Source organism: Marinagarivorans cellulosilyticus (assembly GCF_021655555.1).
GTDB lineage: Bacteria > Pseudomonadota > Gammaproteobacteria > Pseudomonadales > Cellvibrionaceae > Marinagarivorans > Marinagarivorans cellulosilyticus.
Genome location: NZ_AP023086.1, coordinates 317,050 through 339,860, shown reverse-complemented (window position 1 = coordinate 339,860; position 22,811 = coordinate 317,050). Strand labels below are relative to the sequence as shown.

The following is a 22,811-nucleotide window of genomic DNA, read 5'->3' as shown; positions in this document are numbered from 1 at the left end:
TATGCTCTAATGTATTTTTTTCATTACGCGAAGTATTACACTCACCTTTTTAGCCGCTTGATGGGGGTTAAGGCCGGTTATGGCAATCTGGGCATCCGAACGGTTGTAAGAATCCTGAAAATATTCCATATCGGTATAAATGGATTTCAAATAGCGCGCGGTTTGTTCTTTATTTAACGTTTTTTCTTTGGGGTTTGATTCTTCATCAAAGAATATTAGGCGTTTCAAGATGTTTTCTGGCGCATCGAACAGGGTAATCTTTGCGCATGTCTGCGTTTTTATGACATCCCAGTAGGCCTCCATAAAACCGCTGGGGGGCATGGAAATAACAGCTTCTTCGCTTTCTTTTTGCGCCAGTAAATACACTAATGCTTTAGCCGCTTCTACACGGTACTCTCGCATAATGGGTTGCGGCGTAAAGGGCGGATCTTCATGCCATGAAAGCGCTCTACCTCACGATCCATATCAAAGAAAGGGCGCTCTAATTGCTCGGCTAATAATGGGCCGACTGTTGTTTTACCTACGCAACTCACACCACTCATAAATACGCGCATACCTCAAAACGTCCTTATTCACTCGCCAACGGCCTAGAGAAACTGATCATCACCATAATCATCAAGATCGTCATTATTTAAGAAGCCATCATTATCATCCAGGTCGAATTCATCGTCGTCCTGCTGCCCGCTTCTTCCTCCCGAGCCGGAATCATCACTTGTTGCCTCAACCCAACTTACACCATCGTCGTTGCTAAATTCGTCGTCGGCCTCTTCGTCAACCTCATCTAGCCAACTATTGCCCGAACTGCTGCCATCAAGTGCTTGCTCTTCGTCTGGCTGGCCCCCTTTTCGCTGCGCGGCGATACCCACATTGCCATCATCGCTATCGCCTGTATCACTGCTGTTTCCATTGCCATTACTCCTTCCGTTATCGTTACTCCTTCCATTGTCATTACTACTTCCGTTATCGTCACTATCACCGTTGTCGTTACTGTCTCCTTGTTCAGAGCCAGACCCATTATTTTGATTTGCAACATCGGCATCAACGTCTATTACGCTACCGCCATCATCCGCATCTTCATCGCCACCTAATACATTGGGGTCTAGGTCTAAAAGGTCATCTTGGCCACCCAGGTCGTCGCCACCTAAAATATCAACATTGACATCAACATTATCCCCATCCTCGTTATTGCCAACGTCAACTTCTACATCCAGTAAGGCGCCATTGTTATCATCCTCGTCTTCGCCATCACCAAATACATCGAGATCTGCTCCAATTAAATCTGCATTCGCGCCACCTTCTGCGTTTTCATCATTCCAAACAATACGCTCGATATTATCGATATTGATGCGGGTGCCTTCGTCTAAGCGAATTTCACCGACGGCGTCATCGCTTAATACTATTTCGCCATTGCTGGTCGAAATGACCGAGCCTTGCGAAAGGTTTACCGTGAAATCATCTGCTGATGTGACTCGGCTTACATCTCTTAGGTCGATGGTGTCTGTTCCGTCGCCGCCATCCACCGTATCGGTGCCATCGGCGCCGTGGTACGTAAAGGTATCGTCGCCGTCGCCGCCTTCAAGGGTATCGTTACCGCCATCACCGCGAATGGTATCGTTACCGGCGCCGCCATCGATGGTGTCTTTACCGAGGCCGCCATCAATATTATCGTCGCCATCACCACCGTAAATTTCGTCTTTGCCGTTGCCTGCGGTAATGGTGTCGTTACCGTCCCCGCCCTCGATGTAATCGTCGCCATTGCCACTATCAATAGTGTCGTTGCCATCACCACCGTAGATGTCGTCTTTGCCGTTGCCGCCTGTAATTGTGTCGTTACCGCTGCCGCCGTGCAGTTCATCATCGGCATTGCCACCGTCGATAATGTCATCGCCGCCTTCGCCATAGATGGTGTCTTTGCCATTGCCGCCCGACAAATTGTCGTTGTAGTCGGTGCCGGTAATGTCATCGTTATGATTGGTGCCATCAGTGGTAACGCCACCTGAGCTTTGCTCATCAATATCATTAACGTTAATAGTGAAGGTTTTAGTCGTGGCGCCGCCACTGCTATCGGTGACTACAACCTCTACGTCGAGGGTTTGGGTTTGCTCGTAATCAATATCGGCGTCGTCTTTAACGACTAACTGACCATTCACAATCTCGAATGGGCTGTTTTGGTCTGCAATTTGATAGCTATGGGTATCACTAGAATCAGGATCTATCGCTGCAAGATCGCCGACGATAGTTCCACCTTCTGCATTTTCATCAACACTATTACTGCTCAGCGAAACATCCGGCGCATCATTGCTGCCGGTCACCGTAATCGTAAGATCTGCAGTACTGGTTTCGCCTTGTTCGTCGGTGACGGTGTAAGTGACTGTGACTTCGGCGGTTTCGCCTTCGGCGAGGTTGTTATGGGATTCGTCGGGGTTGAAAACGACTTTGCCATCAACAATACTCACGCTGCCTGCACCGTCGCTAACTTCTGCGGCTGTTAAGCTCAATGTGTCGCCCTCGGCGTCGGTGTCGTTGGCCATAACATCAAAGGCCACTGCACCACTCCCTTCAAGGGCGCTGCCGGCATCATCGTTTGCAACTGGGGCAGTATTTTCCTCTTCCGAGAAGTTCACAGTAAACGTTCGTACTGTGCTGGCACCTTGCGGATCGGTACTGAGTATTTCTACGTCAATACTCGTGGCGTCGCCGATATCCGCATCATCTTTTACGACTAGCTGATCATTTTCAATAACAAAGGGCGATTCAATCTCACTCACAACGACGGTTTGTTGGTCAATAAAGTCATTCCAAGCGCTGTGGCTAGAATCAACAACCTCTGCATTTTGAACTAACGAGTGCTCATTTGAGCCGATACGTATGTTCGAGAAGACCATTTCAAAGTGCACTTCATCGGCAACAAACAGGTCGCTATTGGGCGGCGCTTGGTAGTACTCAATATCACCAGTCACCTCATCTCTTAAACCGACGCTTTGTGTTTCGTCGGTGGTATTACGAATACGCCAAACCGTATGCGTATCGCTACCCCATTGGCTTTCGAGGCGACCAACAGCCGCTAGGCTGAGCGGCGTATCGTCAGCGCCGTTATAACTGGCAGAAAATGCGCCATCGGGGTCGTCATGCAACGCTTCGCTGACGGCAGCGGTTTCGTTCTCGGTGAGAATCTGGTACTGATGGGTATCGCTCGTATCGGGGTCTAAGGTCGAAAGGTCGCCAACCACTGCACCTTGGTAATTGTTCTGATCTACATTGCTGTCACTCAGTTGAATCTCAAGTGGTGCATCATTAGTACCGGTGACCGTGATGGTCAGCTCAGCGGTGCTCTGCTCGCCATCAGGGTCTTCGGTTGTATAACTCACCGTGACTTCAGCGGTTTCGCCTTCGGCCAAGTGATTATGGCTTTCGTCTGGATTAAACACGACTTTGCCATCAACAATGCTTACGCTGCCAGCGCCATCAGTGATTTGTGCTTCCGTTAGGCTGAGGCTATCACCATCGGTATCGGTATCGTTAGCGAGCACATCAAACGCCACGGCACCGCTCCCTTCGAGTGCATTGCCTGCGTCGGCTTGCGCATCAGGCGCTTCGTTATCGGAGGTGACCGTTAATGAAGCACCACTACTAACAATACTGCCATTGCCATCGCTCACATTAAAATCGAGCTCAAGCTCACCATGGAAATCTTGATCTGGGGTGACCCTAAAGCTGCGCTCACCCGTTGCAGGGTCAATTACGACCGTCACCGTTGCGTTATCGACCGTTAGGTTTTCTACGCTCAGGTCATCACCGTCAGCATCGCTCGCATTGGCCAGCAACGCCGCTTCTGTTATCAATACTGCGGTATCTTCACCGGTGGAGAATTCAAGAGCGCTGTCGGCGTCGATGACGACTGGGTCATTAACCGGTGTAACGGTAAAATTCAGCGGCGCTGTAGACGTTGCAGTATCGCCGTTATCACCTTCTCTACTCGTTGCCGACACGGTTAGGTTAACTTCGCCATTGAAGTTTTCAGCGCCTTGGAAGCTCAAGCTGTCTAAGTCCCAGCCGGTCACATCCGCGCTATTGCTATTTTCATCAGCAGTAAACGTATTTTGCCCGTCGGTTAATACTGCGCCTGCCGGTATGTCGCCAATGCGTATTTCGCTAATTACTTCATTGCCATTTTCATCAACTATGGATACATCTAGGTTTAGCCCTACCGGCTCATCTTCTAAATGAATTTGCTCCACTTTTACAAGGTCAAGTACGCCACCCACCGAATTGTCATCAGGGGCATCAAACTCTAAGCGCGGGTTATCGGTAGTGGCCGTGAGTTGATAACTGAAGCTTTCCCAACCGACTTCATCAGCTGAAATTGAATCAATCAGTTCACCTTCAAAATATACGTCGATTTGGCTATCGGCACCTTCGCTGTTTAGCCGCGCAGAATAGTCAAAACTCACCTCAACGGTTTCACCGGCCTGAATATTCAAATCTTGGTATAAATTAGACTCATCACCGTGATTCGCCTCCAACTCAATCACATCGCCACGGCCATCATCAAAACCGGTATACACATGATCTGGGTTATGATTTTCAACATAGTTGTTGGCGTTATCTGTTTGCCAATCACCAATTGGCGTATCGCCATTTAGCTCTGTGATAATGCTAGCGTCGGTCGATACGTTAAGCGCTGGCGCATTTGCCTGTACATCGTTAAGTTCGATAGTGAAGGTTTTGGTTGTGCTGCCATTATCAGAGTCGGTTACCGTGATATCGACATGAACAGATGTGTTGTCTTCATAATTTAAGTCTGCGCCATCTTTAACCACTAACTGGCCACCAATGATTTCAAATGGGCTATTTTCATCGGCAATAGAATAGCTATGGCTATTGCTAGAATCGGGATCAATCGCCGCAAGATCCCCGACGATAGTGCCACCGGAAGCATTTTCATCAATGGTATTACCATTTAGGGTGACATCGGGGGCATCGTTGGAGCCGGTTACGGTGATGGTTAAATCGGCTGTGCTGGTTTCGCCGTGCTCATCGGTGACGGTGTAGCTAACGGTCACATCCGCAGTTTCGCCTTCGGCGAGGTTGTTATGAGATTCATCGGGGTTGAAGACGACTTTGCCGTCCACGATTGAGACCGAGCCTGCGCCGTCGGTAACAGACGCTTCGGTTAAGGTCAGCGTGTCGCCATCTACGTCGGTATCGTTAGCCACCACATCAAATACTGTAGCGCCATCGCCTTCAGTGACTTCACCCGTATCGGCCACAGCCACAGGGCCATCGTTGGAGCCGGTCACGGTAATGGTGAGATCGGCCGTACTGGTTTCACCGTGTTCATCCGTAACGGTATAGCTCACAGTCACTTCAGCCGTTTCGCCTTCCGCTAAGTTGTTATGGCTTTCATCGGGATTGAAAACGACCTTGCCATCAACAATGGAAACCGAACCTGCACCGTCAGTGACGGAGGCTTCGGTTAAGGTGAGCGTGTCGCCATCGGCATCGGTGTCGTTGCTAACAACATCGAACGTCGTCGATCCATCACCTTCGGTCACCGCGCCGGTATCCGCAACGGCTACGGGGCCATCGTTGGAGCCGGTTACGGTGATTGTTAAGTCCGCCATACTGGTTTCGCCGTGCTCATCGGTGACGGTATAGCTCACGGTCACATCGGCGGTTTCGCCTTCGGCTAGATTGTTGTGACTTTCATCGGGGTTGAAGACGACTTTTCCATCGACTATCGAAACAGAGCCGGCGCCATCGGTAACTTCGGCACTGGTGAGTGACAAGGTGTCGCCATCCACATCGGCATCGTTAGCCACTACATCAAAGGTCGTAGCGCCATCACCTTCGGTGACCGCACCGGTATCCGCCACTGCAACAGGGCCATCGTTGGAACCGGTCACGGTAATCGTGAGATCAGCCGTACTGGTTTCGCCGTGTTCGTCGGTGACGGTGTAGCTCACGGTCACTTCAGCGGTTTCACCTTCAGCGAGGTTGTTGTGGGATTCATCGGGATTGAAAACCACTTTGCCATCAACAATACTCACGCTGCCGGCGCCATCAGTAACAGACGCTTCGGTTAAGCTCAGCGTGTCGCCATCGGCATCGGTGTCGTTGCCAACAACGTCAAACGTCGTCGAACCGTCGCCTTCGGTCACAGCGCCGGTATCCGCTATAGCGACAGGACCATCATTGCTGCCCGTCACGGTAATGGTTAAATCAGCGGTGCTGGTTTCGCCATGCTCATCAGTCACGGTGTAGCTCACCGTCACTTCAACGGTTTCGCCTTCCGCCAAGTTATTGTGGCTTTCGTCTGGGTTGAAAACGACTTTGCCATCAACAATGCTCACACTGCCGGCGCCATCAGTCACTTCCGCACTGGCGAGTGACAATGTGTCGCCATCGGCATCCGTATCGTTAGCTACGACATCAAACGTCGTCGAGCCATCACCTTCGGTAACTTCACCCGTATCGGCCACAGCCACAGGGCCATCATTGGAGCCGGTCACGGTAATGGTGAGATCGGCCGTACTCGTTTCGCCATGCTCATCCGTAACGGTGTAGCTGACCGTGACTTCCGCCGTTTCCCCTTCGGCGAGGTTGTTGTGAGATTCGTCAGGATTGAAGACGACCTGGCCGTCAACAACGCTCACGCTGCCAGCGCCGTCGGTAACTTCAGCGCTGGTAAGTGAAAGTGTGTCGCCATCCACATCCGTATCATTAGCCACGACATCAAATACGGTGGCGCCATCGCCTTCGGTCACCGCGCCAGTATCGGCTACAGCGACAGGACCGTCATTACTGCCCGTCACGGTAATGGTGAGATCGGCCGTACTCGTTTCGCCATGCTCGTCAGTCACTGTGTAACTGACTGTCACTTCCGCCGTTTCACCTTCGGCTAGGTTGTTGTGAGACTCATCGGGATTGAAAACGACTTTGCCATCGACGATGCTGACGCTGCCTGCGCCATCGGTGACGTCCGCACGGGTCAAACTTAAGGTATCGCCATCGGCATCAGTATCGTTAGCCACCACATCAAACACGGTGGCGCCATCACCTTCGCTGACTTCGCCGGTATCCGCCACTGCCACAGGGCCATCGTTGGAACCGGTCACGGTTATGGTGAGATCCGCCGTACTGGTTTCGCCATGCTCGTCAGTCACGGTGTAGCTGACGGTAACCTCTGCGGTTTCACCTTCCGCCAGGTTGTTGTGGGATTCATCCGGATTGAAGACGACTTTGCCATCCACAATCGAAACTGAGCCGGCGCCGTCGGTCACTTCGGCACTGGTCAAACTTAAGGTATCGCCATCCGCATCGGTGTCATTCGCTACTACGTCAAATACAGTGGCGCCATCGCCTTCGGTAGCTTCACCCGTATCGGCCACAGCGACAGGGCCATCGTTGCTGCCCGTCACGGTAATCGTGAGATCCGCCGTACTGGTTTCACCATGCTCATCAGTGACGGTATAAGAAACGACAACATCAGCCGTTTCACCTTCCGCCAAGTTGTTATGGCTTTCATCCGGATTGAAGACGACCTTGCCATCAACAATACTCACGCTGCCGGCGCCATCGGTCACTTCGGCTTCGGTCAGCGTTAATGCATCGCCATCCGCATCCGTATCGTTAGCGACCACATCGAAGGTCGTTGAACCGGCACCTTCAGTCACCGCGCCAGTATCGGCCACTGCAACAGGGCCATCATTCGAGCCGGTTACCGTGATAGTCAGGTCAGCCGTACTGTTTTCGCCGTGTTCGTCGGTGACCGTATAACTCACGGTCACTTCAGCCGTTTCGCCTTCGGCTAGATTGTTATGGGACTCATCAGGGTTGAAAACGACTTTGCCATCGACAATGCTCACGCTGCCGGCACCATCGGTCACTTCAGCTTCGGTCAGCGTTAAGCTGTCGCCATCGACATCAGTATCGTTGCTAATAACATCAAACGTCGTCGATCCATCGCCTTCTGTCACGCTGCCAGTATCAGCCACAGCAACAGGACCATCATTACTGCCGGTGACGGTAATCGTTAAGTCAGCGGTGCTGGTTTCGCCGTGCTCGTCGGTGACGGTGTAGCTCACGGTCACTTCAGCGGTTTCACCTTCCGCCAAATTGTTATGGCTTTCGTCTGGGTTGAAAACGACTTTGCCATCGACAATTGAGGCTGAACCGACGCCATCGGTGACTTCGGCGCTGGTTAAACTGAGCGTATCGCCATCCGCATCAGTATCATTCGCTACTACATCAAATACAGTAGCGCCGTCGCCTTCGGTAACTTCACCCGTATCGGCCACGGCTACGGGACCATCGTTGGAGCCGGTTACGGTAATGGTGAGATCGGCCGTACTGGTTTCACCGTGCTCATCAGTGACGGTGTAGCTGACCGTCACTTCCGCGGTTTCACCTTCGGCCAGATTGTTATGGGATTCGTCGGGGTTGAAGACGACTTTGCCATCGACGATTGATACGGAACCGGCGCCGTCGGTCACTTCGGCACTGGTCAGTGAGAGCGTGTCGCCATCCGCATCGGTATCGTTAGCCACGACATCAAACGCAGTCGCACCATCGCCTTCGGTCACTTCACCCGTATCGGCCACGGCTACCGGACCATCGTTGGAACCGGTCACGGTAATGGTGAGATCCGCGGTGCTGGTTTCGCCGTGCTCGTCGGTCACGGTGTAGCTTACCGTCACATCCGCGGTTTCGCCTTCAGCGAGGTTGTTATGGGATTCATCGGGGTTGAAGACGACCTTGCCATCAACAATACTCACGCTGCCGGCGCCATCAGTGACTTCAGCGCTGGTCAGTGAAAGTGTGTCGCCATCTACGTCGGTATCGTTGGCCACCACATCAAATACAGTAGCGCCATCGCCCTCCGTCACGGCCCCAGTATCGGCAACAGCCACAGGGCCATCATTCGACCCGGTCACGGTGATTGTTAAGTCCGCAGTACTGGTTTCGCCGTGTTCGTCGGTAACGGTGTAGCTGACGGTCACTTCGGCGGTTTCACCTTCAGCGAGGTTGTTGTGAGATTCGTCAGGGTTGAAGACGACTTTGCCATCGACGATGCTTACACTGCCCGCGCCGCCGGTCACCGTGGCTTCGGTTAAGGTGAGTGTGTCGCCATCTACATCGGTATCGTTCGCCACAACATCAAAGGTTGTAGCGTCATCACCTTCGGTGACCGCACCGGTATCCACAACCGCAACGGGACCATCGTTTGAGCCGGTCACGGTAATCGTGAGATCAGCCGTGCTGGTTTCGCCGTGTTCGTCGGTGACGGTGTAGGACACGACCACATCGGTGGTTTCGCCTTCGGCTAGGTTGTTATGGGATTCATCAGGGTTGAAGACGACTTTGCCATCTACGATTGAGACGGAGCCGGCACCATCGGTGACTTCGGCGCTGGTCAAACTTAAGGTGTCGCCATCGACATCCGTATCATTAGCCACGACATCAAACGTCGTTGAACCGGCACCCTCTAGGGCAGCTCCCGTATCAGCTACGGCCACGGGACCATCATTGGACCCCGTCACGGTAATCGTGAGATCGGCCGTACTGGTTTCGCCATGCTCGTCGGTGACCGTATAACTCACGGTCACTTCGGCGGTTTCGCCTTCAGCGAGGTTGTTATGGGATTCATCGGGGTTGAAAACGACTTTGCCGTCGACAATGCTTACGCTGCCCGCGCCATCAGTCACTTCGGCACTGGTGAGAGAAAGCGTATCGCCATCGGCATCGGTATCGTTGGCGACTACGTCGAACGTCGTCGAACCATCGCCTTCAGTTACGGCGCCAGTATCCGCTACGGCCACAGGCCCATCATTGGAACCCGTGACGGTTATGGTGAGATCGGCGGTACTGGTTTCACCGTGCTCGTCGGTAACCGTGTAACTCACCGTTACTTCAGCCGTTTCGCCCTCGGCCAGATTGTTGTGGAATTCGTCTGGATTGAAAACGACCTTGCCGTCAACAATTGACACGGAGCCGGCACCATCAGTCACGGAGGCCTCGGTAAGCGTTAAGGTATCGCCATCGACATCAGTATCGTTGCTAATAACATCAAACGTCGTTGATCCATTACCTTCGGTAACAGCGCCGGTATCCGCTACAGCAACAGGGCCATCATTACTACCGGTCACCGTAATGGTGAGATCCGCCGTGCTCGTTTCGCCATGTTCGTCGGTGACCGTGTAGCTGACGGTCACGTTCGCGGTTTCGCCTTCCGCCAAGTTGTTATGCGACTCATCAGGGCTAAAGACGACCTTGCCATCTACGATTGAGACGGAGCCAGCACCGTCGGTAACGGAAGCTTCGGTTAAGGTCAGTGTATCGCCATCCGCATCAGTATCATTCGCAACGACATCAAAAGTTTTAGCGCCATCACCTTCAGTGACCGCACCGGTATCCGCAACCGCAACAGGACCATCATTCGAGCCCGTCACGGTAATCGTTAAATCAGCGGTACTGGTTTCGCCATGTCCATCGGTGACAGTGTAAGAAACGACAACTTCAGCCGTTTCACCTTCCGCCAAGTTGTTGTGGGATTCGTCGGGATTGAAAACGACTTTACCATCGACAATGCTCACGCTGCCGGCACCATCAGTCACTTCAGCTTCGGTCAGCGTTAATGCATCGCCATCCGCATCCGTATCGTTAGCGACCACATCGAAGGTCGTTGAACCGGCACCTTCAGTCACCGCGCCAGTATCGGCCACTGCAACAGGGCCATCATTCGAGCCGGTTACCGTGATAGTCAGGTCAGCCGTACTGTTTTCGCCGTGCTCATCGGTGACGGTGTAGCTCACTGTCACTTCCGCGGTTTCGCCTTCGGCTAGATTGTTGTGAGACTCGTCGGGGTTAAAGACGACTTTGCCGTCCACGATTGAGACTGAACCGGCGCCGTCGGTCACTTCGGCTTCGGTCAGCGTTAAGCTGTCGCCATCTACGTCGATATCGTTGGCTACTACATCGAACGTCGCTGAACCGGCACCCTCAAGTGCAGCTCCCGTATCAGCTACGGCGACAGGACCATCATTACTGCCCGTCACGGTAATCGTTAAGTCAGCGGTGCTGGTTTCGCCGTGTTCATCCGTAAGGGTATAGCTCACGGTCACTTCAGCGGTTTCGCCTTCGGCTAAGTTGTTGTGAGATTCATCAGGGTTAAAGACGACTTTGCCGTCAACGATTGCGACGGAACCGACACCATCGGTGACTTCGGCACTAGTCAAACTTAGTGCGTCGCCATCCGCATCGGTATCGTTGGCAACTACGTCGAACGTCGTCGAGCCATCACCTTCGGTCGCTTCACCCGTATCGGCTATGGCTACAGGACCATCGTTGGAACCGGTGACGGTAATCGTGAGATCCGCCGTACTGGTTTCGCCGTGCTCGTCAGTCACGGTGTAGCTAACGGTCACGTCCGCGGTTTCGCCTTCAGCGAGATTGTTGTGGCTTTCGTCGGCGTTGAAGACGACTTTGCCGTCCACGATTGAGACTGAGCCTGCGCCATCGGTGACTTCGGCACTGGTCAAACTTAAGGTATCGCCATCCGCATCGGTATCGTTAGCTACGACATCAAATACAGTAGCGCCATCACCTTCGGTCACATTGCCCGTATCAGCCACGGCCACAGGGCCATCGTTGGAACCGGTCACGGTAATCGTGAGATCCGCGGTACTGGTTTCGCCATGCTCGTCCGTAACGGTATAGCTGACCGTGACTTCCGCCGTTTCCCCTTCGGCGAGGTTGTTGTGAGATTCGTCAGGATTGAAGACGACCTGGCCGTCAACAACGCTCACGCTGCCAGCGCCGTCGGTAACTTCAGCGCTGGTAAGTGAAAGTGTGTCGCCATCCACATCCGTATCATTAGCCACGACATCAAATACGGTGGCGCCATCGCCTTCGGTCACCGCGCCAGTATCGGCTACAGCGACAGGACCGTCATTACTGCCCGTCACGGTAATGGTGAGATCGGCCGTACTCGTTTCGCCATGCTCGTCAGTCACTGTGTAACTGACTGTCACTTCCGCCGTTTCACCTTCGGCTAGGTTGTTGTGAGACTCATCGGGATTGAAAACGACTTTGCCATCGACGATGCTGACGCTGCCTGCGCCATCAGTGACTTCTGCACTCGTCAAACTTAAAGTATCACCATCGACGTCGGTATCGTTAGCCACCACATCAAAGACGGTGGCGCCATCGCCTTCAGTCACATCACCCGTATCGGCAACCGCCACAGGGCCATCGTTGCTGCCCGTCACGGTAATCGTTAAGTCAGCCGTACTGGTTTCGCCGTGCTCGTCGGTCACCGTGTAGCTGACCGTGACTTCCGCGGTTTCGCCTTCGGCCAGGTTGTTATGGCTTTCGTCGGGGTTGAAGACGACTTTGCCATCGACAATGCTGACGCTGCCTGCGCCACCGGTGACGTCCGCGCTGGTCAAACTTAAGGTATCGCCATCGGCATCAGTATCGTTAGCCACCACATCAAAGACAGTGGCGCCATCGCCTTCGGTGACTTCGCCGGTATCGGCCACAGCGACAGGGCCATCATTACTGCCGGTCACGGTAATCGTTAAGTCAGCGGTGCTGGTTTCGCCGTGTTCATCGGTGACGGTGTAGCTCACAGTCACTTCCGCCGCTTCCCCTTCGGCGAGGTTGTTATGGGATTCATCGGGGTTGAAGACGACCTTACCATCAACAATACTCACGCTGCCCGCGCCATCGGTGACGTCCGCACGGGTCAAACTTAAGGTATCGCCATCGGCATCAGTATCGTTAGCCACCACATCAAACACGGTGGCGCCATCACCTTCGCTGACTTCGCCGGTATCCGCCACTGCCACAGGGCCATCGTTGGAACCGGTCACGGTTATGGTGAGATCCGCCGTACTGGTTTCGCCATGTTCGTCAGTGACGGTGTAGCTCACGGTGACTTCAGCCGTTTCGCCTTCGGCCAGGTTGTTATGGGATTCATCCGGGTTGAAGACGACTTTGCCATCGACAATCGAGACAGAGCCGGCGCCATCGGTCACTTCAGCGCTAGTTAAACTTAATGTATCGCCATCAGCGTCGGTATCATTCGCAACGACATCAAATACGGTTGCGCCGTCGCCTTCAGTGACTTCACCCGTATCGGCCACTGCTACGGGACCATCATTGGAACCGGTGACAGTAATGGTGAGATCCGCGGTGCTGGTTCCGCCGTGCTCATCAGTGACCGTGTAGCTCACCGTCACTTCAGCGGTTTCGCCTTCAGCTAGGTTGTTGTGGCTTTCGTCAGGGTTGAAGACGACTTTGCCATCTACGATTGAGATGGAGCCGGCACCATCTGTAACGGACGCTTCGGTGAGCGTTAGTGTGTCGCCATCCGCATCGGTATCGTTGGCGACTACATCAAATACGGTGGCACCATCACCTTCGGTAACTTCACCCGTATCAGCAACGGCCACTGGGCCATCGTTCGAGCCAGTCACGGTAATGGTTAAATCAGCGGTGCTGGTCTCGCCGTGCTCGTCGGTGACCGTGTAACTGACGGTCACTTCAGCCGTTTCGCCTTCCGCTAAGTTGTTATGGCTTTCATCGGGATTGAAAACGACCTTGCCATCAACAATGGAAACCGAACCTGCACCGTCAGTGACGGAGGCTTCGGTTAAGGTGAGCGTGTCGCCATCGGCATCGGTGTCGTTGCTAACAACATCGAACGTCGTCGATCCATCACCTTCGGTCACCGCGCCGGTATCCGCAACGGCTACGGGGCCATCGTTGGAGCCGGTTACGGTGATTGTTAAGTCCGCCATACTGGTTTCGCCGTGCTCATCGGTGACGGTATAGCTCACGGTCACATCGGCGGTTTCGCCTTCGGCTAGATTGTTGTGACTTTCATCGGGGTTGAAGACGACTTTTCCATCGACTATCGAAACAGAGCCGGCGCCATCGGTAACTTCGGCACTGGTGAGTGACAAGGTGTCGCCATCCACATCGGCATCGTTAGCCACTACATCAAAGGTCGTAGCGCCATCACCTTCGGTGACCGCACCGGTATCCGCCACTGCAACAGGGCCATCGTTGGAACCGGTCACGGTAATCGTGAGATCAGCCGTACTGGTTTCGCCATGCTCGTCGGTGACGGTATAGCTCACGGTGACTTCCGCGGTTTCACCTTCGGCCAAGTTGTTGTGAGATTCGTCAGGATTGAAAACAACTTTGCCATCAACAATGCTCACGCTGCCGGCACCATCGGTAACGGACGCTTCGGTAAGCGTTAGTGTGTCGCCATCGGCATCCGTATCGTTAGCGAGTACATCAAAGGTCGTTGCACCGTCGCCTTCGGTAACCGCGCTAGTATCAGCAACGGCCACTGGACCATCATTAGAACCTGTCACGGTAATGGTGAGATCCGCAGTGCTGGTTTCGCCGTGCTCATCGGTGACGGTGTAAGAAACGACAACTTCCGCGGTTTCGCCTTCAGCTAGGTTGTTATGGCTTTCATCGGGGTTGAAAACGACCTTGCCGTCCACAATCGAAACTGAGCCGGCGCCGTCGGTGACGGAGGCTTCGGTCAGCGTTAAGGTATCGCCATCTACATCGGTATCGTTCGCGACGACATCAAATACAGTGGCACCATCGCCTTCGGTCACGCTGCCGGTATCCGCAACGGCCACTGGACCATCATTGGAACCGGTGACAGTAATGGTGAGATCCGCGGTGCTGGTTTCGCCGTGCTCATCGGTGACCGTGTAACTCACCGTCACTTCGGCGGTTTCACCTTCGGCCAGGTTGTTATGGGATTCATCAGGATTGAAGACGACTTTGCCGTCCACGATTGAGACGGAACCGGCGCCATCGGTGACTTCGGCTTCGGTCAGCGTTAAGCTGTCGCCATCTACGTCGGTATCGTTAGCCACTACGTCGAATGTCGTTGAACCGGTACCCTCAAGTGCAGCTCCCGTATCAGCTACGGCCACAGGCCCATCATTGGAACCCGTGACGGTTATGGTGAGATCGGCGGTACTGGTTTCGCCGTGTTCATCAGTCACGGTGTAGCTCACGGTGACTTCCGCGGTTTCGCCTTCGGCTAAGTTATTGTGAGATTCATCTGGGTTGAAGACGACCTTGCCATCCACGATTGAAACAGAGCCTGCACCGTCGGTCACTTCAGCATTAGTTAAAGTGAGAACATCACCATCCGCGTCAGTGTCATTGGCGACAACATCGAATGTAGTCGCACCATCACCTTCGGTCACTGAGCCGGTATCCGCCACAGCGACAGGACCATCATTACTGCCGGTTACGGTAATCGTTAAGTCAGCCGTACTGGTTTCGCCATGCTCGTCCGTGACGGTGTAGCTCACGATCACTTCAGCGGTTTCGCCTTCCGCCAAGTTGTTATGGGATTCGTCAGGATTAAAGACTACCTTGCCATCAACGATTGAGACGGAACCGGCGCCATCGGTAACCAAGGCTTCGATCAAAGTCAGCGTATCGCCATCGGTATCCGTATCATTCGCGACGACATCAAAGGTTGTAGCACCATCGCCTTCGGTCACTTCACCCGTATCGGCCACGGCTACGGGACCATCGTTGGAACCGGTCACGGTAATGGTGAGGTCGGCCGTACTGGTTTCGCCGTGTTCATCCGTAACGGTATAGCTCACAGTCACTTCAGCCGTTTCGCCTTCCGCCAGATTATTGTGGCTTTCGTCTGGATTAAAGACGACCTTGCCGTCCACAATTGAGACAGAACCTGCGCCATCAGTCACGGAGGTCTCGGTAAGCGTTAATGTGTCGCCATCAGCGTCGGTATCGTTGGCTACTACGTCGAACGTCGTTGATCCATCGCCTTCGGTCACATTGCCGGCATCCGCTACAGCGACAGGACCATCATTGGAACCTGTCACGGTAATGGTTAAATCAGCCGTACTCGTTGCGCCATGCTCATCAGTCACGGTGTAGCTGACCCTGACTTCGGCGGTTTCGCCTTCGGCTAGGTTGTTATGCGATTCATCGGGATTGAAGACAACTTTGCCGTCAACAATTGAGACTGAGCCGGCGCCATCGGTGACTTCAGCACTAGTGAGTGACAAAGTGTCGCCATCGATATCGGTATCGTTGCTAATAACATCGAACGTCGTCGATCCGTCTCCCTCAGTCACGGTACCAGTATCAGCAACGGCCACTGGGCCATCGTTCGAGCCGGTCACGGTAATGGTGAGATCCGCCGTGCTCGTTTCGCCGTGTTCATCGGTGACGGTGTAGCTGACGGCCACCTCGGCGGTTTCACCTTCAGCGAGGTTGTTGTGGCTTTCGTCTGGGTTGAAGACGACCTTGCCATCCACAATCGAGACTGAGCCAGCGCCGTCGGTAACTTCGGCACTGGTCAAACTTAAGGTATCGCCATCAGCGTCGGTATCGTTAGCCACTACATCAAATACAGTAGCGCCGTCGCCTTCGGTCACTTCACCCGTATCGGCCACGGCTACGGGACCATCGTTGGAACCGGTTACGGTAATCGTTAAATCCGCCGTACTGGTTTCGCCATGCTCATCAGTCACGGTATAGCTGACGGTCACTTCGGCGGTTTCACCTTCGGCTAAGTTGTTATGCGATTCATCGGGATTGAAGACAACGTTGCCGTCCACGATTGAGACTGAACCTGCGCCATCGGTGACTTCGGCACTGGTCAAACTTAAGGTATCGCCATCCGCATCGGTATCGTTAGCTACGACATCAAATACAGTAGCGCCATCACCTTCGGTCACATTGCCCGTATCAGCCACGGCCACAGGGCCATCGTTGGAACCGGTCACGGTAATCGTGAGATCCGCGGTACTGGTTTCGCCATGCTCGTCCGTAACGGTATAGCTCACGGTCACTTCGGCGGTTTCGCCTTCAGCTAGGTTGTTGTGAGACTCATCGGGATTGAAGACGACTTTGCCGTCAACTATCGAAACAGAGCCCGCGCCGTCGGTGACTTCAGCACTGATGAGTGACAAAGTATCGCCATCAACATCCGTATCGTTAGCTACGACATCAAACGTCGTCGAGCCATCACCTTCGGTAACTTCACCCGTATCGGCCACAGCCACAGGGCCATCGTTGGAACCGGTCACGGTAATGGTTAAGTCCGCGGTGCTCGTTTCGCCGTATTCGTCGGTAACAGTATAAGAAACGACAACATCAGCGGTTTCGCCTTCCGCCAAGTTGTTATGCGATTCATCGGGATTGAAGACGATTTTGCCATCAACAATACTCACGCTGCCGGCGCCATCGGTCACTTCGGCTTCGGTCAGCGTTAAGCTGTCGCCATCGACATCAGTATCATTGCTAACAACATCAAACGTCGTCGAACCGTCGCCTTCGGTCACATTGCCAGTATCCGATACAGCGACAGGACCATCATTACTGCCGGTTACGGTAATCGTTAAGTCAGCGGTGCTGGTTTCGCCGTGCTCGTCAGTCACGGTGTAGCTGACAGTCACTTCGGTGGTTTCGCCTTCCGCCAGGTTGTTATGGGACTCATCGGGATTGAAAACCACTTTGCCATCAACAATACTCACGCTGCCGGCGCCATCAGTCACTTCGGCACTGGTGAGAGAAAGCGTATCGCCATCGGCATCGGTGTCGTTGCTAACAACGTCAAACGTCGTCGAACCGTCGCCTTCGGTCACATTGCCAGTATCCGATACAGCGACAGGACCATCATTACTGCCGATTACGGTAATCGTTAAATCCGCCGTACTCGTTTCGCCGTGTTCATCGGTGACGGTGTATGAAACGACAACTTCCGCCGTTTCACCTTCGGCTAAGCTATTGTGAGATTCGTCGGGATTGAAGACGACTTTGCCGTCTACGATTGAGACGGAACCGGCGCCATCGGTCACATCAGCACCGGTGAGTGACAATGTGTCGCCATCAGCGTCGGTATCGTTAGCTACGACGTCGAACGTCGTTGAACCGGCACCCTCAAGTGAAGCTCCCGTATCAGCTACGGCGACTGGGCCATCATTACTGCCCGTCACGGTAATGGTTAAATCAGCCGTACTGGTTTCGCCATGCTCGTCGGTGACCGTATAACTCACGGTCACTTCGGCGGTTTCGCCTTCAGCGAGGTTGTTATGGGATTCATCGGGATTAAAGACGACCTTGCCATCAACAATCGAGACTGAACCCGCGCCATCTGTAACTTCAGCGCTGGTAAGTGAAAGTGTGTCGCCATCAACGTCGGTATCGTTGGCGACTACGTCGAACGTCGTTGATCCGTCGCCTTCCGTGACGGCACCGGTATCCGCGACTGCGACGGGACCATCGTTGGAGCCGGTTACCGTGATGGTGAGATCCGCTGTACTCGTTTCGCCGTGTTCGTCGGTAACGGTATAGCTGACCGTCACGTCGGCAGTTTCACCTTCGGCTAAGTTGTTATGCGATTCATCGGGATTGAAGACGACTTTGCCGTCCACAATTGAGACTGAGCCGGCGCCACCGGTGACTTCAGCACTTGAGAGTGAAAGAGTGCCGCCATCGGCATCCGTATCGTTAGCTACTACATCAAATGTCGTCGAACCGTCGCCTTCAGTCACTGAGCCAGTATCCGCTAAGGCGACAGGACCATCGTTAGAACCGGTTACCGTGATGGTCAGGTCAGCCGTGCTGGTTTCGCCATGCTCGTCGGTGACCGTGTAACTCACGGTCACTTCTGCGGTTTCACCCTCAGCGAGGTTGTTGTGAGACTCGTCAGGGTTGAAGACGACTTTGCCATCGACAATCGAGACTGAACCCGCACCATCTGTCACTTCAGCGCTAGTCAAACTTAGGGTGTCGCCATCTACATCGGTATCGTTGGCTACTACATCAAATACTGTAGCGCCATCGCCTTCGGTCACATTGCCGGTATCGGCGACAGCCACAGGCCCATCGTTCGAGCCGGTTACCGTGATGGTCAGGTCAGCCGTACTAGTTTCGCCGTGTTCGTCAGTCACGGTGTAGCTGACGGTGACTTCCGCCGTTTCGCCTTCGGCGAGATTGTTGTGGCTCTCGTCAGGGTTGAAGACGACCTTGCCGTCGGCAATCGAGACAGAGCCCGCGCCGTCAGTAACAGACGCTTCGGTCAAAGTTAATGTGTCGCCGTCAGCATCAGTATCGTTAGCCACGACGTCAAATACAGTGGCGCCATCGCCTTCAGTTACCGCGCCCGTATCCGCTACCGCGACAGGACCATCGTTACTGCCCGTCACGGTAATCGTCAGATCTGCCGTGCTCGTTTCGCCATGTTCGTCGGTGACGGTGTAGCTGACCGTAACTTCGACGGTTTCGCCTTCGGCGAGATTGTTGTGGCTTTCGTCTGGGTTGAAAACCACTTTGCCCTCAACAATGCTGACGCTGCCGGCGCCATCGGTAACGGAAGCTTCGGTTAAGGTCAGCGTGTCGCCATCCGCGTCAGTATCATTCGCCACCACATCAAATACAGTGGCGCCATCGCCTTCGGTCACATTGCCGGCATCCGCCACCGCCACTGGGCCATCATTGGAACCGGTGACAGTAATGGTGAGATCGGCGATGCTAGTTTCACCGTGTTCATCGGTGACGGTGTAGCTGACGGTGACTTCGGCGGTTTCGCCTTCGGCCAGATTGTTGTGAGACTCGTCGGGGTTAAAGACGACTTTGCCATCGACAATCGAGACGGAACCCGCGCCATCGGTAACTGAGGCTTCCGTAAGCGTTAATGCATCACCATCCGCATCGGTATCATTCGCGACGACATCAAATACGGTGGCGCCATCGCCTTCAGTAACTTCACCCGTATCGGCCACGGCTACGGGACCATCGTTGGAGCCGGTTACCGTGATGGTCAGGTCAGCCGTACTCGTTTCGCCGTGCTCATCGGTGACGGTATAGCTCACGGTCACTTCAGCGGTTTCACCTTCGGCCAAGTTGTTGTGTGATTCGTCGGGATTGAAAACGACTTTACCATCGACAATGCTCACGCTGCCGGCACCATCAGTCACTTCAGCGCTGGTCAGGCTTAACGTATCGCCATCAACATCGGTATCGTTGGCTACTACATCAAAGGTCGTTGCACCATCGCCTTCTGTAACAGCGCCAGTATCCTCCACAGCAACAGGACCATCATTCGAGCCAGTCACGGTAATGGTGAGATCCGCAGTGCTGGTTTCGCCGTGTTCGTCGGTGACGGTGTAGCTGACGGTCACTTCGGCCGTTTCGCCTTCAGCGAGGTTGTTATGGGATTCATCAGGGTTAAAGACGACTTTGCCATCCACGATTGAGACTGAACCGACGCCGTCGGTCACTTCAGCACTAGTGAGTGACAAAGTGTCGCCATCCGCATCGGTATCGTTAGCTACTACGTCAAACGTCGTTGATCCGGCGCCCTCAAGTGCGGGCCCTGTATCGGCAACAGCAACGGGACCATCATTCGAGCCGGTCACGGTAATCGTGAGATCGGCCGTACTGGTTTCGCCATGCTCGTCAGTCACGGTGTAGCTGACGGTCACGTCCGCGGTTTCGCCTTCAGCGAGGTTGTTATGAGATTCATCCGGATTGAAGACGACTTTGCCGTCGACAATCGAGACTGAACCTGCACCGTCGGTAACGGAAGCTTCGGTTAAGGTCAGCGTATCGCCATCGGCGTCGGTGTCGTTCGCGACCACATCAAATACAGTGGCGCCATCGCCTTCAGTCACCGCGCCCGTATCCGCCACAGCAACAGGGCCATCGTTGGAACCAGTCACGGTAATCGTGAGATCCGCCGTGCTCGTTTCGCCATGTTCGTCGGTAACGGTGTAGCTGACGGTGACTTCGGCGGTTTCACCTTCGGCTAGATTGTTATGGGATTCATCCGGGTTAAAGACGACTTTGCCATCAACAATACTCACGCTGCCGGCACCATCGGTAACGGAGGCTTCAGTTAAGGTGAGAGCGTCGCCATCGGGGTCGGTATCATTGCCGACCACATCAAACACAACCGAGCCCGCGCCTTCAAGCGCTTCACCAGCATCCTCAAGGGCTACGGGGCCTTCATTCACATCATCAACATTAATGGTGAAGGTTTTGGTCGAGCTGCCGCCGCTGCTATCAGTAACTTGGATTTCGACATCAATCGTGGAGCCTGCCTCGTAGTCTATCTCGGCACCTTCGGCTACGACCAATTGGCCATCGACAATTTCGAAGGGCGATTCTCCGATGATTTCATAGCTATGACTATCGTTTGAATCAGAGTCAATAGCAGCAATATCGCCGATGATAGCGCCAGCTTCGCTGCCTTCTTCGATATTGACGGGGTTATTCAGTACAACTTCGGGCGTATCGTTAGTGCCCGTGACGGTAATTGTCAGCTCAGCGGTACTGGTTTCGCCGCTAGGGTCTTCCACGGTATAGCTGACCGTCACATCGGCGGTTTCACCTTCGCCTAGATAGTTGTGGCTCTCGTCGGGATTAAATATCACTTGGCCATCGGCAATACTTACGCTGCCTGCGCCGCCGGTAACCTCTGCACTAACCAGCGATACGCTATCGCCATCCGCATCGGCATCGTTCGCGAGCACATTAAAGCTGACGGCGCCTGAGTCTTCAGTGGCAACGCCGCTGTCGTCGTTCGCTTGCGGACGACGATTTTCTGTAGGATCTGTAGGATCTGTAGGATCTGTAGGATCTGTAGGATCTGTAGGATCTGTAGGATCTGTAGGATCTGTAGGATCTGTAGGATCTGTAGGATCTGTAGGATCTGTAGGATCTGTAGGATCTGTAGGATCTGTAGGATCTGTAGGATCTGTAGGATCTGTAGGATCTGTAGGATCTGTAGGATCTGTAGGATCTGTAGGATCTGTAGGATCGGTAGGATCGGTAGGATCGGTAGGATCGGTAGGATCGGTAGGATCGGTAGGATCGGTAGGATCGGTAGGATCGGTAGGATCGGTAGGATCGGTAGGATCGGTAGGATCGGTAGGATCGGTAGGATCGGTAGGATCGGTAGGATCGGTAGGATCGGTAGGATCGGTAGGATCGGTAGGATCGGTAGGATCGGTAGGATCGGTAGGATCTAGATCATCTTCTGGCTCATCCTCTGCTACATCATCCTCTGCTACATCATCTTCTGCTACATCACCCTCTGCTACGTCTTCACTTTCGTCATCCTGAGCTACTTCTTCCGCGCTACCGTCATCAGCCCCATCGAGCGTTTCTGGCTCGCCCTCTTCTATATTCTCGTTGGCAGTTGCTTGATTAGCTTGCGGCTGCCCATTATCGAGCTCCGCCTCACTATTTGCTGGCGACGCTGCGCGGCGATTATTACTGTTAACTTCGGGCTCGCTATTCGCCTCTTCGCGCGGAAGGTTTTGCTGCTGAATGTCGCTGGCGCTTAAAGTTTCATTTGAATCTTGAGCTCGGCCTGCCGCAGCATTGTCGTCGCTCTCTACGTCTTCAATAAATTTTGATGGCTTATTTCGAACCCGCTCGGTTTGCTCTAAGTCTTCAGTACTTGCCCCGCCCCGCTTACTCTCGCTTTCGGCCTCGCGCTCAAAGCGGTCGCCATAGGTTAGGTTACCGGCGGCAATGGCGCCTTCATCGCTGGCATCGGCATCGGCAGCTTCGCGCTCTTCGGCATCCAGGTTTACCCCTTGCTTGTCCTCCTCAGCAATAAACTGATCCAGCGCATCTTGCTGCTGTTGTTTTTTATTCTTGGGATCGTTCGTATCAGCCATTTCAGCAACCCTGATTAAGTCCAGCCACAACAGACTGGCGCATAAATAAACTTACACCTACCTATGTAGGCTAGTTCAGAGTTGCAACCA

3 protein-coding genes are annotated in these 22,811 nt (G+C 53.7%); all 3 read right to left on the bottom strand.

Annotated elements, in window-relative coordinates; translation table 11 throughout:
* Positions 1-6: 6 nt before the first annotated feature.
* The 3 genes from MARGE09_RS01215 to MARGE09_RS01205 are packed head-to-tail and all read right to left on the bottom strand — an operon-like array spanning position 7 to position 22,721.
* Complete coding sequence (locus MARGE09_RS01215) at positions 7-402, bottom strand: hypothetical protein (protein WP_236985547.1); 396 nt, start codon at positions 400-402, stop codon at positions 7-9.
* The gene (locus tag MARGE09_RS01210) at positions 384-554 is read right to left on the bottom strand and encodes a shikimate kinase (RefSeq protein ID WP_236985546.1); all 171 of its coding nucleotides are present in this window, start codon (positions 552-554) and stop codon (positions 384-386) included. The genes MARGE09_RS01215 and MARGE09_RS01210 overlap by 19 nt, the downstream gene beginning before the upstream one ends.
* 33 nt (positions 555-587) lie before the next feature.
* The gene (locus MARGE09_RS01205; RefSeq protein ID WP_236985545.1) at positions 588-22,721 is read right to left on the bottom strand and encodes an Ig-like domain-containing protein; all 22,134 of its coding nucleotides are present in this window, start codon (positions 22,719-22,721) and stop codon (positions 588-590) included.
* Positions 22,722-22,811: the final 90 nt, after the last annotated feature.

Coding starts and splice junctions, on each gene's coding strand:
- MARGE09_RS01210 (WP_236985546.1), bottom strand. CDS start 554: ATGCGCGTATTTATGAGTGGTGTGAGTTGCGTAGGTAAAACAACAGTC.
- MARGE09_RS01205 (WP_236985545.1), bottom strand. CDS start 22,721: ATGGCTGATACGAACGATCCCAAGAATAAAAAACAACAGCAGCAAGAT.
- MARGE09_RS01215 (WP_236985547.1), bottom strand. CDS start 402: ATGCGAGAGTACCGTGTAGAAGCGGCTAAAGCATTAGTGTATTTACTG.